The sequence below is a fragment of the Chitinophaga sp. genome (assembly GCF_035761305.1).
Classification (GTDB): domain Bacteria; phylum Bacteroidota; class Bacteroidia; order Chitinophagales; family Chitinophagaceae; genus Chitinophaga.
The window spans coordinates 1-19,215 of the sequence record NZ_DASTRI010000223.1; the positions used below are offsets into that span (position 1 = coordinate 1).

The following is a 19,215-nucleotide window of genomic DNA, read 5'->3' on the forward strand; positions in this document are numbered from 1 at the left end:
TAAATTCTTCTGACAAATTAGCATCCAGGTGGGAAATTTCAGGGCGTACAACGAGTATTTTTTCTTTGGTATCAATTTTGAACTTCATGATGCTTGAAACTTGTTTAGTACATTTAGTAGTAACATTAGGAACCTGCGAAATTCTGCAAGAGTCGGCAACTTTTAAATCGCTTTCTCCGTAAGTATTGAACACGGCTTTTCCTGCACGCGCTACACAAAAGTAAATCTTATACTATTAACGTGTTAGAACAAAAGAATCAAAATTATTTGCTAATATTGTATAAACAAGCCCCCGTAAGGGTTTTAATAAATTAATAATCTCACAATGGACCAGAATTTTTCACCGCAAGTAAAGGAGATCATTTCATTTAGCAGGGAGGAGGCTTTACGCTTGGGAAATGATTTCATTGGCACAGAACACCTGCTGCTAGGCATTATTCGCGAGGGTGAAGGCACCGCAGTAAAAATTCTGCAGGCTTTGAACGTGGACCTCTACGAATTGCGCAAAGAGGTAGAGTTAGCCGTTAAAGACAAGACCGGAAAGAACATTGCCAATATCAATAGTCTTCCACTTACAAGGCAGGCAGAAAAAGTCATCCGGGTAACCGTACTGGAGGCCAAGGCCCTGAAAAGCCCTACCGTAGAAACGGAGCACCTGATGCTGTCTATCCTCAAGAATAAAGAAAACGTTTGTACACAAATCTTACAACAGTTTGACGTGGACTACGATACTTTTAAAAACGAATTGGGCTTTGTTAAGTCCACCGATCCGAAAGCCGAGTTTGATGATCCCGGGGAAGAGGAATTTGAAGATGAAAGAAAAAGCTTTGCTTCCAAAAGCAAGCAAACCAATACCAAATCCAAAACACCGGTATTGGATAACTTCGGCAGGGATATTACAAAGCTGGCCGAAAGCGGCAGCTTAGACCCGATTGTTGGTCGCGAGCAGGAGATTGAAAGGGTGTCCCAGATACTCTCCCGCCGTAAAAAGAATAACCCGATCCTCATCGGTGAACCGGGAGTGGGTAAAACCGCTATCGTGGAAGGCCTGGCCCTCCGCATTGTGCAAAGGAAGGTTTCCCGCGTATTGTTCGACAAGCGCGTGGTAAGCCTCGACCTGGCAGCCCTGGTAGCCGGTACCAAGTACCGCGGCCAGTTTGAGGAAAGGATGAAGGCCATCATGAACGAGCTGGAAAAGAACCGGGATGTGATCCTGTTTATAGATGAGATCCACACCATTGTTGGAGCAGGTGGCGCCTCCGGCTCACTGGATGCTTCCAACATCTTTAAACCAGCCCTGGCACGTGGTGAGCTCCAGTGCATTGGCGCTTCCACGCTGGATGAATACCGCATGTACATTGAAAAGGATGGTGCACTGGACCGCCGTTTCCAGAAGGTAATGGTAGATCCTCCCACGGTGGAAGAAACCATCCAGATACTCAACAATATCAAACCCAGGTATGAAGAGTATCACAACGTTTCATATACAGAAGATGCGATTGATGCCTGCGTAAAGCTGAGCGACCGCTATATGACAGACCGCCTGCTGCCCGATAAGGCAATAGACGTGCTGGACGAAGTAGGCGCCCGCGTGCACCTCAAGAACATTAACGTACCGCAGAATATCCTGGACCTGGAAAAACAGATCGAAGATATTAAGCAGGAGAAAAATAAGGTGGTGAAGAGCCAGCGCTTTGAAGAAGCCGCCGCCCTGCGTGATACGGAAAAGAAGCTGGGTGAAGACCTGGAACGCGCCAAAGCCGTTTGGGAAGAAGAAGTAAAGCATAAACGCTACCCGATTGATGAAGAAGCCATTGCTGAAGTAGTGAGCATGATGACCGGCATTCCTGTAAAACGCATGGTGCAGGCCGAAACTGAAAAGCTCCGCCGCATGGGTGAAGACCTGAAAGGCGCGGTAGTTGGACAGGATGAAGCCATCGTTAAGGTAACCAAAGCCATCCAGCGTAACAGGGTAGGGTTGAAAGATCCTAAAAAGCCCATCGGTACCTTTATCTTCCTGGGTCCTACCGGGGTAGGTAAAACCGAGCTGGCCAAATCCCTGGCCCGCTACATGTTCGACTCGGAAGATTCCCTGATCCGTATAGACATGAGTGAGTATATGGAGAAATTCTCCGTAAGCCGCCTGATTGGTGCGCCTCCGGGATATGTAGGGTATGAAGAAGGCGGTCAACTGACCGAAAAGGTACGCCGCAAGCCTTACTCCGTGATTCTGCTGGACGAAATCGAAAAAGCGCACCCGGATATTTATAACATCCTGCTGCAGGTACTGGACGACGGTATTCTCACAGATGGCCTGGGCCGTAAGGTAGACTTCAAGAACACCCTCATTATCATGACCTCCAACATCGGGGTGCGCCAGCTGAAAGACTTTGGCGCAGGCGTGGGCTTCTCTACGGGTGCAAGGCAGATGAACGAAGAGGAGAATACAAAGGCCGTGATCGAAAAATCACTGAAACGCACCTTCTCACCAGAGTTCCTGAACCGTATAGATGATGTGGTGATCTTTAACTCACTCAGCAAGGAACATATCTATGTGATCATAGACATTACCATGAAGAGTGTGCTGAAACGCCTCAACAACCTGGGCTTCAGCCTGGAGCTGACAGACGAAGCAAAAGGCTTCCTGGCAGAAAAAGGTTACGACCAGCAGTTTGGCGCAAGGCCGCTGCACAGGGCCATCCAGAAATACCTGGAAGATCCCCTGGCAGAAGAGATCCTCAACATGAATATCCATAACGGGGATATACTGGTAGCGGACCTGGATAAGGAAAATCAGAAGCTGATCTTCACTATCAAGAACCAGCCTAAAAGCAACAAATCCGAAAAATCGGAAGCGTAAAAAGCAGTAAGTAAATAGTTATCAGAATAGTTTTAAAAATCCCGCCCGGTGTAACAGCCAGGCGGGATTTCTTTTTTTTCAGCGGGCGCCCGGTTATATAACACTAATATGTTAGCATGCTACTTAAATTCGTATGATATGATTATATGATACCCTTCGGATTTTTATATTTAATTATCAAGGAGTTACAGGTATAACTAGTCAGGACAACTCTCATTTTGGTTCATTATCAATTGTTAACCGCTCGTTAATACATGGTGCAACATCTATATATATACCAAATATAATAGGTAAAATGACACCATAATACCATTTTATCCGTGCTATAAATATTTCATTTTTGTCATATGATAATTATTGTTTATTTCAGTAGGATAGACAATGCACAGCCTTAAAAGGCATGTTTTCTCCATAGTTCGTGTAGTGGACAATACAATGTAAACGGAAACCCGTGTGAAAACAGGAGGTATTTAAAGCAGCAGCGCTTTACAGGTGCTGCCGCCAGCCAACGTGTAAGAGTACAAACAGTGGACAATATTTTTTGATGAACATAGCAATATGTTTAATCAAGGGCCTTTGTATCGTTAAATTTTAAAAACTAAACCGTAATCCTGGAAGAATACTTCCCGGGATTATCTGACTAGAAACTATCCTTATACCATGAACAAATTTCTACGTTCAGCGGCAAAGCTGCTGTTAGCAGGCTGTTTAGCCTTAATTTCCTTTACTGTACAGGCACAGCTGAAGGTTGGTAGCAATCCAACCAATATTCAGAAATCAGCTGTATTGGAGCTGGAGTCTGACAGGCAGGGTCTGTTACTGCCCCGCCTTACAGATACCGTGGCTATTAACGCCATTACGCCGGCTCCCCCGGATGGTATGATCATTTACCTGTCGCTGGCGCCTAACAACGGCCTGTATGTTAGAAAAGGCGGCCACTGGGAAATGATGGCCAACTCCGCATCAGCCCTTGGCAACTGGGGACTTGCCGGTAACGCTGGCACTAACCCTGCTGCCAATTACATTGGTACCAGTGATAACGCAGAACTTTCTGTACGTGCTAATAATACAGAAGCTATCCGTGTAACCACTGCCGGTAATGTACAGCTGAAGCAGGTAGCTGCCGGTACCAATACCGACCTGGAAGTGCTGGTGCTGGGTGCAGGCGGCTCCGTAATGCGCCGCACTATTTCCGCCTCCGCTTTTACCGGCGCCATCAGCAGCTTAAACGGTTTAACAGCCAACACACAGCACCTGGTAGTAGGCAATGCCGGTACTGATTTTAACATTGCCGATAATGGTACAGACACGCACATCATTAACATCCCGGACGCAAGCGCCACAGCACGCGGTTTGTTAACCATTGCCGACTGGAATAAGCTGAACAATGCGCAGAAACAGATTGTGATCGGCACATTTGGCACTGCACCGGTACCTACCGGCTTGTCCATAGATAACACCGGCGCGCAGGCTACCCTGGTGCTGCACCCGGCCGATGCTACCAATCCTGGTGGTGTGTCTGCAGGCACGCAAACCTTTGGTGGTGAGAAAACCTTCCAGGACAATGTAACAGCCGGCGCCAACCTGAAAGTAACCGGCACTACCACCCTGGGCGGTGCAACCACCCTGGATGGTGCGTTGAACATCACTAATCCGCTGACCGATGCTGCTGCTGCTGAAAATGATGTGCTGATCCGTACTGCCAGCGGTACTGTATTAAAGAAAACCCTGAACGATGCTGCTTTCAACGGCGCCATCCAGAAGCTGAACGGCCAAACAGGCCCCGAAGTATCGCTGAAAACAGGTACTGCCGGTACAGATGTGGCCTGGGACAGCACCAGCGTAGCCAACGTGCTTACCCTGAACGTTCCGGACGCTTCCCTTACAGCGCGTGGCGTGGTAAACGGCCAGCCCGACCAGGCTTTTGCCGGTAACAAACAGTTCCGCGATTCTGTAATGGTAGGCGCTGCCACAAGGCCCAATTCTACCCTGCAGGTAGACGGTTCTGTATCTATGGCCATTACTACCGTAACTTCCAACTATACCGTAACGGCTACCGATAACACGGTGCTGGTAAATCCCGGTGCAGCCGTAACCGTTACACTGCCCGATCCTTCCACCATCAAAGGACGTATTTACACCATTAAGAAAATAATCACTGCTGCAACAGATAACATTGATAATACTGTAACCATCACGCCCTCCAGCGGCCAGATCGAAGGCGGTAGCAGCTTTGTTATCTACAACGCATGGACTTACGTGACACTGCAATCCGACGGCGCCAACTGGTACATTATCAAAAAATAATAAAGCGGCATAGGCGCCAAAAAGAATGTAAAATGTAAAATCATAAATGTAAAATGTAAAAGTAAAACGCAACTAACGTGATACTGTACCTGGTTTCGCCGGCATTTTACTTTTACATTCAGTATTTAAAATTTTACATTTTACATTCTTTTAGTGCGCCCCCTTTTATAAAGTAGCCTTCATAACCACATGCAAGAGAGTTTGTGATGAAAATAATTTTACCTATTCGTATTGCTGCACTGGCCGGGTTGTTGATTTGCCTGCACACTGCACTGCAGGCGCAACAGCTCAAACTGGGCACTTCGCCCACTGTTATACAAAAATCAGCGTTGCTGGAGCTGGAAAGCACTAAGCAGGGGTTGTTGTTAACGCGTATCTCCGATACGCTTTCCGCGCCATTGAACACCGCACCGGATGGCACCATTATTTTCTTTACACCCGATAAATCATTTCGTGTGCGCTCCAACGGTAGCTGGCAAAAACCAGGCGGCACCAGCATAGGATTGAATGATTATATACAAAATATCAGCACCGGCACACAAACCGCCAGCTTTTCCATCAGCGGCAACGGCAGCATTGGCGGCACTTTTAAGCTGCCTTCCCTTGCTGCGGGCTCAGTGCTGTTCATGAACGGCGCCGATGTAGCGCAAAACAACGCCAACTTTTTCTGGGATAATACCAACAACCGCCTGGGCATAGGCACCAATACCCCTAACAACAAGCTGGAAGTAGGCGGCACCGTGGCTGCTACCGGTCTTTCCGGCTTACGTTTAAAAGATCTTGGCGCTGCCACCGTGCAGCCCTATAACAGCAAGGTATTATCCATTAATAACAATGGCGATGTAATTGTAACCACCAACGCCGGGGCCAACAACTGGCTTATCACAGGCAACGCCGGTATAGACCCGGCCACCAACTTCCTGGGTACTACCGACGATAAAAAGATGAGCCTGCGCTCCAATAACCAGCCTTACCTGGAGTTTGGCCGCCGCCAGACTTTAGGGTTAACGGAAAGTTACCCGGATTATACCGATAACGATGAAAAGGTAACGTATGTACGCTCTGCCATGCAGTTTGAGGTGCCTGCTACCGTAAGCTTCTATAAACCTAAAATGTGGACCAACCCCGATGGAAACTTCCGCATTAAAGGCCCTTCTGCCGGAACAGATTATTTTGAGCTGGGCGCTACCGGCACCAGCAACAACGGCGGGTTTGAATTTATTGTGGGGGATGATGGTGATGAGCCTATCCTGTTCAAAAGCTACTACTTTGGAGATGGCTCCTTTACAGAAATGATGCGCCTGCAGAGCGGTAAAATGGGGATAGGCACCAATGCGGTACCCGCCCGCAAGCTGCACGTAGCAGGGGATATGCGCCTTACCGGCAGCGCCGGCACGCCTACCAACCTGCTGGGCCGCGATGGTAACGGCGATATTGCCAATATGGCCATCAATACCACTACACTGGCCATTGCAACCGGAACGCTTACCGCTAAGAACACCAGCAACATCTGGAACGCCAGCCAGTTCCAAAGCCGTAACGTGCTGGATAGCACGCCCGGCACCGGCGATGTGCTGAAGTGGAATGCCGCACGCGGCCTGTGGCTGCCCGGGCCGGATATTGACGGCGGCGCCTCTTATGGCACCCTGCCCAGCAACGATGTTAGCAATGCAGATGCCCCGGATGCGCGCTACCGCATGAAGATCTGGTCCAACCCCAATCCGATGTCAGGTACGGTAGTGAACGGACCTTTAGGTACTACCGCCAATGCCTACAGCATACTTTCTTTCCAGAACGGCGCCTTTACCACCCAGCTGTATTTCGATAAAAATACCCTGGGCCTGAAAGAGTGGGGCAATAATACTGCGCCCCTTACTACCAATACCGGTAATGGTTGGTACAAGGTGGTAACCACGAACGGCAATAACATTTTTACCGATGGCGGGCTCATTTTTGCCGGCAAAACATCCGACGCCAGTTCGGAAGTAAAGCAGGATGACGCCAACCTGCATTGGGATAATACCGACAAGCGCCTTGGGGTGGGCACTAATGCACCTAGTAGTACTTTGCAGGTAACCGGCTCTTTCTCTCTGCCCATAAAAACAATTAACAGTAATTACACAGCTTCCGCTGGTGACTATACCTTAATTGCAACAAATAATTTCCAGATAACCGTAAAACTTCCCGATCCCGCTACCTGCAAAGGGCGCATATATGTCATTAAAAGATATGGAGGTAGCGTGGTGGTTGATCCCGTTGCAGGACAAGTAGACGGCAACAATACATACACAATCAGTTCTGACGATCGTTCAGTAATGTTCCAGTCAGACGGAAACAGCATGTGGTATATTATTTCAGACAACTACTAGCCAAAGGATTTGTTACGGCATCATTAAATTATTTATCCTGAAACGGCTTACATATATATTATTGTTCATCTTACAGGTTGTGCAGCTGTATGCCCAGCAGGGCGCCTACATTCCGCCCGAAGGCAAGGCCTGGATATTTGGCGGTAACAATGCGCCGGTAGCCCTGTTTGGCAATATGCAGCAGGAAGGTACCTTGGGCTCCAATGCGGGTGCCCTCCTGTATTTCCTGGGTAAAAAGTGGACTAACGGCAACGCTGCCACGCTCCCCGATGAAACCGGCGGCTTTAACGGCATAGGCGGTACTTTCCGCTTTTCATCCAATAATATACTTTACGGTAATACAGGGCAGCAAACTGTGTTCGGTAACTATAGCGTTGTTACCGGCGCCGGCGCCAGCTTTCCCAACCTGGAGCTTAACAACCCGTCCGGCCTGCTGCTTGATGACCTGAGCGATCTGAAGGTGCGCCATACCCTCCAGTTCACCAACGGCCATATTTTTCTAAACGGCTGGAACCTGGTAGTGGGCAACCAAAACCCCGGTTTCATTAACGGGTACAGCGATCAGCGTTTCGTAGTTACCGGTACCGGCGCTGCCGGTGGTTTCCTGTACCGCGAAGGGCTTACCGCCAGCGCCGGCAGGGTAGTGTTTCCCGTAGGTACGGATATAAACAATTATGCGCCTGCCGCTATTGATTACCAGGGCAGCCCCGATATGTTTAATGTACGTGTGTTCGACAGCATTTACCTCTCGGCCACCAGCGGCCCTGCCCTGCAGGACACCTTCATCAGCAAAACCTGGAACATAGGGCATACCCAAACCGGCCATGCGCAAACAGATGTGATACTGCAGCACATGAACGCGGCAGAAATGCCGGTTTATGCTACTTACCGCGATAGCAGCTATATTAACCGCTATAATGGCAACGCCTCCTGGGACCGCGCCACTACCCTGCAGTACATGCCCCAGCCAGGCACGCTTACCACGCAACCTTTCAGCGGCGCTACCATGCACTTCCGCAGCTTTAGCAACGGGTTGGCAGCCAACGAGTTTTTTTCCAAAACCGTGCTGTTCACGGCCCTGCGCCCGCCGGCCACCATCATCTACTTCCAGGCGTGGCGTTTAACCTGGGACAAGGCGCACCTGGAGTGGTCAACCAACCCCGAAGTGAATAATTACATATTTGAAATAGAACGTCGTTTTGAAGAAGATACGGCCTTTACCACCATCGCCAAAGTGCCTACCAAGGCACCTGGCGGGTATAGTAAGCTGAGGCTTGACTATACCTGGCAGGATAATAACAACAGTTACGATGGCTGGACCTATTACCGTATAAAAGCAGTGGGCCGCGATGGCCAGGTGGCGTATTCCGTAATAAGGGCCGTGCCGCCGCTGATACAGATAGATGTATTTCCTAACCCGAACCTTGGCCAGTTCAAGGTACGCATCCGCGGCATACGTCAGCCGCTGCACATGCAGCTGATCAACAACTGGGGCCAGGTGCTGCGTAACTGGGAAATACTGAACGAAGGAGATGTGCAGGTGAAAGAGCTGCCTGCCGGCTTATACTACCTGCTGCTGTATAATAACAATACCAAGGCAGTAGCCTACCGCACCAAAGTAGTGGTGCTGGGCCAGCAGTAACACAATAAAACATACCAAACCTCAACGCGTAATAGTTAAATGCAAACGCCTCATACCACGTGTATGGGGCGTTGCGCATTTCAACCCTGCATGCAGTTCTATACTACATTCCTCATCCCTCAGCTTTCTGCTTTCTACTTTCCGCTTTGTGCCTTCCGCTTTCCGTCCTTCTGCTTTTTTCTTATTTTTGTACAAACATCCGGTTTTGAAGAAGATCATCATTACGATAGACGGTTACTCCTCCTGTGGAAAAAGTACTTTGGCCAAACAGCTGGCCAGGAAGCTGGATTATGTGTATATAGACAGTGGAGCGATGTACCGCGCTATTACCTTTTACTTCATACAAAACCAGGTGAACTGGTCCGATACTGCCGCCGTAAATGAAGCCCTGCACAATATTCACCTGGAGTTTGAGTACGATGAATCCAACGATGGCCAGGCCGCTATTTACCTGAACGGGGAAAATGTAGAGCCCCTGATCCGCGATATGCTGGTAGCTGAAAAGGTGAGCGAAATAGCCGCCATCCGGGAAGTGCGGGAGTTTGCCGTAGCACAGCAGCAGCAAATGGGCGCAAAAAAAGGTATTGTAATGGACGGCCGGGATATTGGCACCACCGTATTCCCCCATGCAGAGCTGAAAATATTTATGACCGCCGATACAGCAGTGCGTGTGGAACGCCGTTTTAAAGAGCTGTACGCCAAAAACAAGAATATCACCATCCAGGAAGTAAAAGAAAACCTGGAGCTGCGGGATTATATAGATGCTAACCGGGAAATAAGCCCCCTGCGCAAAGCAGACGATGCTATCATATTGGATAACAGTCAGTTAAGCATGGAGGAACAGCTGCAGCTTGCCTTGCAATGGGTAGAAGACGTTATGATGGTACTGCCTTCCTGATGGCATTATATCCCCGGTAAAGGAAATAATTATGCCGCTACGCAAATATTTTTTCCATTTTAGAGAAAGGTTTTATACATTTGTTTTGAATCCGTGAGCCTGCGGATTACTCCAATAATTTACCACATCCTTTAGAATCTCCTGCGTACATTAATTTTCCACCTTATCCATATGTAAAAGCCATGCTTTGGTCTTATTGGCGCGTAATGAACATTACGTGGGCGCGTTTGGTATTGCAGACATTAAGCAGGCTGGAAAGGTGTTAATGATATAAAGTGTTTTGGGAAGATTTTAGCCTAACTGTATCCAAAAAGACCTCTGCTATTAACCGGAATTGAATTTTTTAACTATATAAATTAACAGCCGGACAGGTTGCCAGGACGGACTGTTATATTATTAGAACTTAATGTGGAATAGGATTGTTTACCAGTCTTATTTCATGTTTTCAGTAGGTGTATTCGGTTAATAGGAAGAAGGGGCGAATTCTTTCGCCCTTTCGCTTTTTTTCAACCGGTACACATTAATCAGCCCCATGATAGTAAAGGGGGGAGGGCTATTAATTATTCATTCTTAATTATTAATTATTACTAAATTGTGTTAGTTCTATTACCCTACTGATCCATGTTCAGCAAAGGTGCCTGTATTTTACTGATTTTTACCCTATGGGCGAGCGGGCGTTTACGGGGGCAGGACTCGCTGCTGGTATATCGTACGCTTGATAGCGCCCGGATGTTGCCCAATGATACCGGCAAAGTGAACTGGTATATTGAACGGGGTAAAGCCATGGCCCGTTTCTTTGATGCCCGCAAAGAAGATAATCCCTTTTTCCAGGAAGCTATAAACCTGGGCCAGCGCATCCGCTATGCGCGTGGCCTGGTAACCGTATATAACGAAATAGGCACCGCGAAAAGGAACCGCTCGGAATATATACTGGCCGCCGATTACCACGAAAAAGCCATCAAATCGGCGGAGGAAACCGGGGATGATCACCTCATCAGCATATCGCTCAACAACGCCGGCGTGGATAACCGCCGTATGGACCAGCTGCAGAAAGCATTTGATTACCACTTCAGGGCCCTGCAGGCAGCAGAAAGGGTGCATGATGTGCGCAATATTTGCGTAGCCATTAACAGCATTGGCAACATAGAGCTTTCCACTGAAAAATATAAAGATGCCATTGACCACTTTACCAAAGCCCTGGCATTGGAAGAAAAAAGTAAAAACGACCTGGGAGTAGCCATTAACCTGGGCAACATTGGCTATGCCTACCAGGGCCTGGGCAAAATTGACCTGGCCATTGAATACTATAAGCGTTCCCTGGCCGTAAACCAGCGGTTGAAGAACAATACCGGCATGGCTATCTGTTATAATTCACTGGGCGATGCCTACCAGGAAAAAAAAGATTACGCCCATGCCATGGACGCCCTGCAAAAAGCGCTGGCAGTGAATGATAAGGTAGACGATAAGGTACATACAGCCGAAAGCTACCTGAATATAGGCACGCTGCTAAGCAGGCAGGGAAAGCATGAGGAAGCCCGTAAATACATTATGAAATCGGTTGACCTGAGCCTGTACTGGCGCTTTAAATCCATGCTGCTGGAGGCTTACAAGGCGCTGGCGGCAGACTATAAGGCCAGCGGGGATTTTGAACGTTCCCTGGAATTTACGGACAAGTCGCTGTTGTATAAAGATAGCATACTGAATGAAAATGTTGCGTTGGCCCTGGCCCAAACCCGCGCCATTTATGAGGTAGACCGGAAAGATAACCAGATCAAGGCGCTGGAGCACGATAAGCAGCTGAGCGAGCTGCGTACCAAACGCAACATCGTATATACCCTTTCAACCGCCGGCTTTTTGCTGATGCTGGCCGTAGGCGGTTTTTTCTATATCCGTCACCGTAACCTGGAGGCCAACAAGCACACCCTGCAGCTGGAGCTGCGCTCATTGCGTGCGCAAATGAACCCGCACTTTATTTTTAATTCCTTAAGCTCCATTCACCGGTTCATATGGAGCAATAACCAGGAAGAGGCTTCGGACTATCTCACCAAATTCTCCAAGCTGATGCGCATGATCCTGGACAACACGCAGCATACTTTCATTTCCCTGAATAAGGAGGTAGAGTCGCTGCGCCTGTATCTCGACCTGGAACGCCTGCGCTGCAACGGCGTATTTGAATACCACATTAACATAGCAAACGATATTAATGATGAAGAGGTAATGCTGCCCCCCATGATCATACAGCCTTACGTTGAAAATGCCATCTGGCATGGGCTTGTGCATAAATCGGGCAAAGGGGAGCTGAATATCAGCATTACCATGCGCAGCGACCGCACGCTGGTGTGTACGGTAACCGATAATGGCATTGGCCGTAAAAAAGCGCTGGAAATAAAAGCCAAAAAGGGGGAAACTCACCGTTCAATGGGTATGCAGGTAACAGAAGGGCGTATAGACCTGATACGCAAGATCAATAACAGCAGGGACACAAATGTGATCATCACCGACCTGGAAGATGAAAATGGCACGCCTGCCGGGACGCAGGTTTCCATAACGCTGCCGGTAGAACATATTTTTTAGTCGAAATCAAACCTACAAACCTATAAGCATGAGCGAAATCAAGGCGATCATTGTAGATGATGAGCAGCATTGCATAGATGCATTACAAACCATGTTACAGAAAAAATGCCCGGAGGTAACGGTGCTGGCGGGGGTAAACAGTGTGCAGGAAGCCAAGGGCCTTATAGACGAGTTGCAGCCCGACCTGGTGTTCCTGGATGTGGAAATGCCCCACCAGAACGGATTTGAGCTGCTCAAAATGTTTGATAAGCTGTGGTTTGATGTAATATTCACCACCGCTTATGAGCAGTATGCGCTAAAGGCCATTAAGTTTAACGCGCTGGATTACCTGTTAAAGCCTTTCAGCATACAGGAGCTGCAGGAAGCTGTGCAAAAATGCCGGGAACGTAAGAACAGCCGGTCCAGGGAAACCACCGCCACCTCCCCGCTGGACGTGTTTTTGCAGAACATGAAAACCCTGCATCAAACGCACCGCAAAATAGCCCTGCCCACCATTAACGGCCTGGTATTTATGCCGGTGCAGAACATTGTACGCTGTGAATCAACCGGTAACTATACCAAGATATTTTTTACCGATAAAAAGCACCTGCTGGTATCGCGCCCGTTGAAGGAATTTGAGGAGCTGCTGTCGGACGTTGACTTTTTCCGGGTGCATAACTCGCACCTTATTAACCTGCAGCAAATGCAGTCTTATATACAGGGGGAGGGCGGCTTTGCGCTGATGACCGATGGCACGCAGGTGGAGGTGTCCCGCCGCCGGAAAGCCGAGTTCCTGAAGAGGGCCATGCAGTTTTAGCGCAGTTTTAGCTTTCCAGATTTTCTCAATTTTACGCCACTTATTTAAAATAACCTGCCGGATAATAATTCGACGTTGCACGCTCTAAGGGGAACAGGTACATTTGTTACAGCATTAAGAGTTAATAAAACATACGCGATATAAAATCTTTTTTTCTCTGCATTACTAGCATTGAGTAGCCCCAAAGAAAAAAGGCACCCACGGGTGTCTTTTTTAATGTGCAGATGTGCAAATATGCAAATGTGCAGATGGATCGGCATTATTTATTTGCACATCTCCCCTTAATTATTAATTCTTCATTATTAATTATTCATTTGCTCCGCCAGCTCATCTGCCCTGTGCTCCAGCCCATAAAAGCCCAGCAGCTTGCGTATAACGCCTTCTACCAGGGCATCGGGGCAGGAGGCCCCACTGGTAAGCATAATGGTAACCGGCTTTTGTTCCGGTAAAAAGTGCTGGCTGTGTAATTCCTGTTTGTGATGAAAGTCCCAGTGCAGGATCTCGTTTTCAGATAAGATCTTTTCTTCGGAAGAAATAAAGTAGGTAGGCATTTTTTCCTCGCACAGCTCTACCAGGTGGGAGGTGTTGGAGCTGTTATAGCCGCCCACCACTATGGCCAGGTCGGCAGGGGCCTGCAGCATACCGTTTACGGCGCTTTGGTTGTCGTTGGTGGCATAGCACAGGGTATCGCGGGTATCGGCAAAGCGTTCGCCCGCGGTGGCATCCGTCAGCCGGTATTTTTCCATGATAACGCTGCGTATATAGTCGGCAATAGCCTGTGTTTCAGTGGCCAGCATGGTGGTTTGGTTCACCACGCCTACGCGCTGCAGGTCAGTATCTACGTTAAAGCCCGGGGAGTGCTGGCCTTTGAACAGCTGTTCAAACTCCGCTGCCGGCCGTTGCCCGCTGATAAATTCGCCCAGCACCTTTGCCTCTGCCATATCTTTCACTACCACGGTAGGGGTGTTATGCAGGCTGTGGGAAAAGGTGGCCCGGGTTTCTTCATGCCCCGGTTTGCCGTGTACGATAACGGTATAGTTTTTTTCGCCTATCTGCTCGGCTTTGTTCCATACCCTTTCCACAAAGGGGCAGGTGGTATTGTATTGCAGGGGAGAAATGCCCAGGGCTGTAAGCCGGGCCTCTATTTCCAGGGTGGTGCCAAAAGCAGGGATGATCACAATATCATTCGGTTGCAGGCTTTCCCAGGGTATCAGCTGCCGGCCGTTGGTGTCCATAATAAACCGTACGCCTTTTTCCAGCAGGTCGGCATTCACATGCGGGTTATGGATCATTTCACTGAGCAGGAAAATGCGTTTGCCCGGGTTTTCTTCTATGGTTTTGAAAGCGATTTCAATGGCGTTCTCCACCCCGTAGCAAAAGCCAAAGTGCCGCGCCAGCAATATCTTCAGCACCCCGAAATCCAATACAGTGGGGGTAAAATCCTTCTTCATCCGGTCCTGCTGCTTACGCTTTTGCTTAATGGCAGTTATTAACGGGCTGCGGTAAATAATGGGAACATTGAACGTTTTCATACCATCAAAAAGTAATGAATAATTAAGAATGAATAATGAATAAAGGCGGTTGCCGGTTATTCAGTCTTAATTAAAATATTTTACGGGGCAAAGGTAATCATTGCAGTTGTTTAGCCGGCCCTTAACTATTAATTATTCATGCTTAATTATTAATTCCTGTTAATCCTGGCTATGCTTGTCCAGCCAGGCTTTTTCTTCGGCGCTCAGGCTTTCTATGCCCTTTTCATTGATCTTGTCCAGCAGCTGGTCCAGCTTCAGCTGCTTATTTTCTACCGCATTCTTTTTCACCACTTTCAGGGGAGATTTTTTGGGCTTGAAGGAGGAGCGTTTGGTTTTGGGGCCGGCGGCTTTGCGTGCGCCGGAAAGGGTTTCCGTAACCCATATAATGGGCTGCCCCAGGTCGGTGCCGTTTTGCAGCAGCTTAACATACACAAAGCCCAGGAGCGCGCCGCCCAGGTGGGCCAGCATGCCGCCTATATTGCCCTGCGGAATAGAGATCAGGTCCAGCACAATAATGGCCAGGGCCAGCCATTTCAGGCGTATGCTGCCTATCAGCAGCAGCCCTATTTCATAATTGGGCATCAGCGTGGCGCAGGCCAGCAGCAGCGCCATTACAGAAGCAGAAGCGCCCAGCAGCGTGGCATCGGCGCCCGGTGGCAGCAGCAGGTAAAAGCACAGCATATACACCAGCCCGCCGGTAATGCCGCCCAGCAGGTACAGGGGCAGCACCCGCTTGTCGCCCAGGAAAGAGCGGAACAGGTTGCCGAACCAGAACAGGTTCAGCATATTAAAGAAAATATGGAAAATGCCCAGGTGCGTGAACATGTAGGTGATCAGGCCCCAGGGTTTATGCAAAAAAACACCCAGTTCCGAATGCAGCACCAGCTGGTCATAGGTGAAAATGAAAGCCAGGTCTGAAACGCCCACGTACCGTAAAAGGTTCAGCAGGCCCAGGATCACGAAAATAGCGATGTTCCAGAGCAGCAAATGGTTAACAGTGTTTCCCTGCCTTAGCCAGTAACGAATATCCGATTGAAAAGAAGTGCCGTTCATATCTGAAAATTACTACTTAGCGGAGAAATGAAAAATACCCTGTTTTCTGTATTTGTCAGGTTTTTTTACGTATCTTTGCCCTCCCAATAAAGGGTTCCGGCCAATCCCGGAAAATTCTAAACTTAATAGGAGGACCAAATTTTGGAAGAAAACAACATTATTAACGAACAAAACGCTGAACAACAGGCGCCGCAGGCAACTGCCGAAGCGACAGCGACACCAAATGTACCTGTTGCCACTGCTCACGACGATTTTGACTGGAGCGTGGACAAACGTAACGTTTCTTCTTACAGCAAAGAAGAAAAAGCCAAGTACGACCAAACGTACGACAGCACCTTCAAGGTAATTGAAGAAAATGGCCTGATCAATGGTACGGTAGTAGGGTTAACCAAAACCGACGTAGTGATCAACATCGGCTTCAAATCCGATGGCCTGATCTCCCTGAACGAGTTCCGCGACATGCAGAACCTGAAAGTAGGCGACGAGATCGAAGTTTTAGTAGTAGAAAAAGAAGACCGCAGCGGTAACCTGCACCTGAGCCGCAAACAGGCGCGCCAGCAACGTGCATGGGAACGCATCGTGGAAGTGTACAAGACCGGCGAAGTGGTTACTGGTACCGTTACCAGCAAAACCAAAGGCGGCCTGATCGTAGACGTGTACGGTATGGAAACATTCCTGCCCGGTTCCCAGATCGATGTGAAACCGGTAACCGACTACGACCAGTTTGTAGGCAAAACCATGGAGTTCAAGGTGGTGAAGGTGAACGAAGCCATCCGCAACGCCGTAGTTTCCCACAAAGCACTGATCGAAAGCGATATCGAACAGCAAAGAGTAGATATTATCTCCAAACTGGAAAAAGGCCAGGTACTGGAAGGTACGATCAAGAATATCACCGATTTTGGTGCGTTCATCGACCTGGGTGGCCTGGACGGCCTGCTGTACATCACCGACATCAGCTGGGGACGTATCTCTCACCCGAGCGAAATACTGCAGATGGATCAGAAGATCAATGTAGTGGTATTGGACTTCGACGACGAGAAAAAACGTATCAGCCTCGGTTACAAACAGCTGACCCCGCACCCGTGGGATACTTTACCCGCACACATTACCGAAGGTGCTAAAGTGAAAGGTAAAGTAGTGAACATTGAAGATTACGGCGCATTCCTCGAAATTCTGCCTGGTGTGGAAGGCCTGGTGCACGTATCTGAAATCTCCTGGGCTTCTACGCCTATCAATGCGAAAGAATTCTTCAAATTAGGCGAAGAATACGAAGCAGTGGTAGTAACGCTGAGCAAGGAAGAGCGCAAAATGAGCCTGTCTATCAAACAGCTCACCGAAGATCCCTGGGCTACTATCGAAACCAAATTCCCGCTGGACAGCCGCCACAAAGGCATCGTGAAAAACATCACTCCTTACGGCGTATTCGTAGAGCTGGAAACCGGTATCGGCGGTATGATCCACATCTCCGACCTGAGCTGGATCAAACGCTTCAATCACCCCAGCGAATACACGAAAGTTGGTAACGAAATTGAAGTAGTAATCCTGGGCATCGACAAAGATAACCGCAAGCTGAGCCTGGGCCACAAACAGATAGAGGAAGATCCCTGGAACACTTTCGAAACAATATTCCCGATTGGTTCTCACCACGAAGGTACCGTTGTGAAGAAAGATGAGAAAGGCGCTACCGTGCAGCTGCAATATGGCCTGGAAGCTTACGCTCCTGCCCGTCACCTGAGAACGGAAGATGAGAAACCCATTAACGTGGAAGATGTGAAAGAATTCCAGATCATTGAATTCGACCGCAGCGAAAAACGCATACTGGTATCTCACACCCGCGTTTGGGAAACCGCTAAGCAGGAAGAGAAGGACGCCATTGCCAAAGAAAAGAGAGCAGATGCTGACAAAACCCGTAAGGCTGTTAAGAACATCCAGAGCAAGGTAGAAAAAGCTACCCTGGGCGATCTGGGCGCGCTGGCAGAACTGCGTGAAAAGCTGAAGCAGAACGAAGGCGGCGAAAAGAAAGAAGGCGAATAATTACGACCAAGCTAAACGCTTTATACCAATCCCTCCCGGCAACGGGAGGGATTTTTTTTATGCTTCCTTAACGCGTTCTGCTGGCCTTTCTGAACGCCACCGGCGTCATCCCGGTTTTTTGCTTAAAGAAAGCGTTAAAGTAATTGGCCGATTCAAAGTTCAGCACATACGCGATCTCTTTAATGGTTTTATCGGTACTGATCAGCCATTCCCTTGCCTTTTGCAGCTTCAGCTGCTGCTGGTACTGCGCCGGCGCCAGGCCGGTATATTGCCGGAACATTCTCCGGAACCATGAATAGCTCATATTTAACGATTGGGCCAGCGCCTCCGGCGTTACATCGCCGCCGGGGTCTTCCCGCATCATCATCCGGGCCTTTTCTATCTTCATCACAATATCCTTGTCTGCAAATGCATTGTTACGGATGGTATAGTACACCAGGCCCAGTATATGCATGGTAATGGCGGCAATAACCTGCTGAAAGCCGGTTTTTTCCTGCACCGCGTAACTGGTTACTTCCCTGAACAATTCCACCAGCTGCTCATTGAACCCGATATTATGCACCGGCGTGGCCGGCGTAAAGAAATTATGCCGCATAATATGCTCTGCAAAAGCCCCTTTAAACCCGATCCAGTGCGTGTGCCAGCCGGTTTCCTCCAAAGGCAGGTAGGAGTGCCATTCGCCCGGGAATAGCAGCAGCAGCATGCCCGCGCTCACCGTCACATGCCGCTGGTGCTTTGAACGGAACTGTCCGCGCCCGCTGGTAATATAGATCAGCTGGTACTCCTGCAGCACCCGTCCTGTTTGCGGATGGAACAGGTATGCCGAAGGGTGCTCCCTGGAAGGATAGCTGCTGTGAGGGACTATACGCTGGTACCCGGTAGTGGTTACCGTAAGTCCCCAGTTAATGTCATTTTCATTAATGGTAAGATATTTTATATCTGCCATAGCGGATTGCTTGTACATACTCGCTGCTTTTACAGTGTCAAAAATTATACTTTTTGGGTCAAATATCTCAATCTGCCATCCGGTTCTTTGGACACATTTGTAAAATAATGCGTGAATGCATGTTTTAAATAATTCCACATTACTCACGGTAAAAATTCTGCGTTATGTTAAGATCATTGTTCCCTCCAGACTGCCGTAAATGCC

The 19,215-nt window shown here is 48.6% G+C and carries 12 protein-coding genes; 8 read left to right on the forward strand and 4 right to left on the reverse strand.

Going from position 1 to position 19,215, the window contains the following annotated elements; all coding sequences use genetic code 11:
* Positions 1 to 193: hypothetical protein (locus VFS25_RS19010; RefSeq protein WP_326463757.1), on the reverse strand; the 193-nt coding region annotated here is incomplete at its 3' end.
* A gap of 132 nt (positions 194 to 325) precedes the next feature.
* On the opposite strand from VFS25_RS19010, the gene VFS25_RS19015 reads away from it, so the two are divergent.
* From VFS25_RS19015 to VFS25_RS19045, 7 genes are all read left to right on the forward strand, one after another.
* A complete protein-coding gene (locus VFS25_RS19015) occupies positions 326 to 2,860 on the forward strand; it encodes an ATP-dependent Clp protease ATP-binding subunit (protein WP_326463758.1) in 2,535 nt (844 codons plus the stop codon).
* Positions 2,861 to 3,520: 660 nt separating this feature from the next.
* Positions 3,521 to 5,167 (forward strand): hypothetical protein, encoded by a 1,647-nt coding sequence (locus VFS25_RS19020; protein ID WP_326463759.1) that lies wholly within the window; start codon positions 3,521 to 3,523, stop codon positions 5,165 to 5,167.
* Between the two features lie 206 nt (positions 5,168 to 5,373).
* A complete protein-coding gene (locus VFS25_RS19025) occupies positions 5,374 to 7,536 on the forward strand; it encodes a hypothetical protein (RefSeq protein WP_326463760.1) in 2,163 nt (720 codons plus the stop codon).
* 61 nt (positions 7,537 to 7,597) lie between these two features.
* Positions 7,598 to 9,178 (forward strand): T9SS type A sorting domain-containing protein, encoded by a 1,581-nt coding sequence (locus VFS25_RS19030; RefSeq protein ID WP_326463761.1) that lies wholly within the window; start codon positions 7,598 to 7,600, stop codon positions 9,176 to 9,178.
* A 205-nt stretch (positions 9,179 to 9,383) separates the two neighbouring features.
* Entirely contained in the window at positions 9,384 to 10,076 is a 693-nt protein-coding gene (cmk, locus tag VFS25_RS19035) for a (d)CMP kinase (protein ID WP_326463762.1), read from the forward strand.
* A gap of 621 nt (positions 10,077 to 10,697) precedes the next feature.
* Entirely contained in the window at positions 10,698 to 12,650 is a 1,953-nt protein-coding gene (locus tag VFS25_RS19040) for a tetratricopeptide repeat-containing sensor histidine kinase (protein ID WP_326463763.1), read from the forward strand.
* A 28-nt stretch (positions 12,651 to 12,678) separates the two neighbouring features.
* Positions 12,679 to 13,446 carry a LytTR family DNA-binding domain-containing protein gene (locus tag VFS25_RS19045; protein WP_326463764.1) on the forward strand — a complete coding sequence of 256 codons (768 nt, stop codon included), beginning with the start codon at positions 12,679 to 12,681 and terminating at the stop codon, positions 13,444 to 13,446.
* 302 nt (positions 13,447 to 13,748) lie between these two features.
* On the opposite strand, the gene VFS25_RS19050 is transcribed toward VFS25_RS19045, so the two are convergent.
* Together VFS25_RS19050 and VFS25_RS19055 are read right to left on the reverse strand one after the other, a co-directional pair.
* Positions 13,749 to 14,978 (reverse strand): 4-hydroxy-3-methylbut-2-enyl diphosphate reductase, encoded by a 1,230-nt coding sequence (locus VFS25_RS19050; protein ID WP_326463765.1) that lies wholly within the window; start codon positions 14,976 to 14,978, stop codon positions 13,749 to 13,751.
* A gap of 159 nt (positions 14,979 to 15,137) precedes the next feature.
* Positions 15,138 to 16,031, reverse strand: coding sequence for a rhomboid family intramembrane serine protease (locus tag VFS25_RS19055; RefSeq protein WP_326463766.1), 894 nt, complete (start codon positions 16,029 to 16,031; stop codon positions 15,138 to 15,140).
* Between the two features lie 141 nt (positions 16,032 to 16,172).
* Between VFS25_RS19055 and rpsA the strand changes: the two genes are divergently transcribed.
* Entirely contained in the window at positions 16,173 to 18,065 is a 1,893-nt protein-coding gene (rpsA, locus tag VFS25_RS19060; RefSeq protein ID WP_326463767.1) for a 30S ribosomal protein S1, read from the forward strand.
* A gap of 67 nt (positions 18,066 to 18,132) precedes the next feature.
* On the opposite strand, the gene VFS25_RS19065 is transcribed toward rpsA, so the two are convergent.
* A complete protein-coding gene (locus VFS25_RS19065; protein ID WP_326463768.1) occupies positions 18,133 to 19,029 on the reverse strand; it encodes an AraC family transcriptional regulator in 897 nt (298 codons plus the stop codon).
* Positions 19,030 to 19,215: the final 186 nt, after the last annotated feature.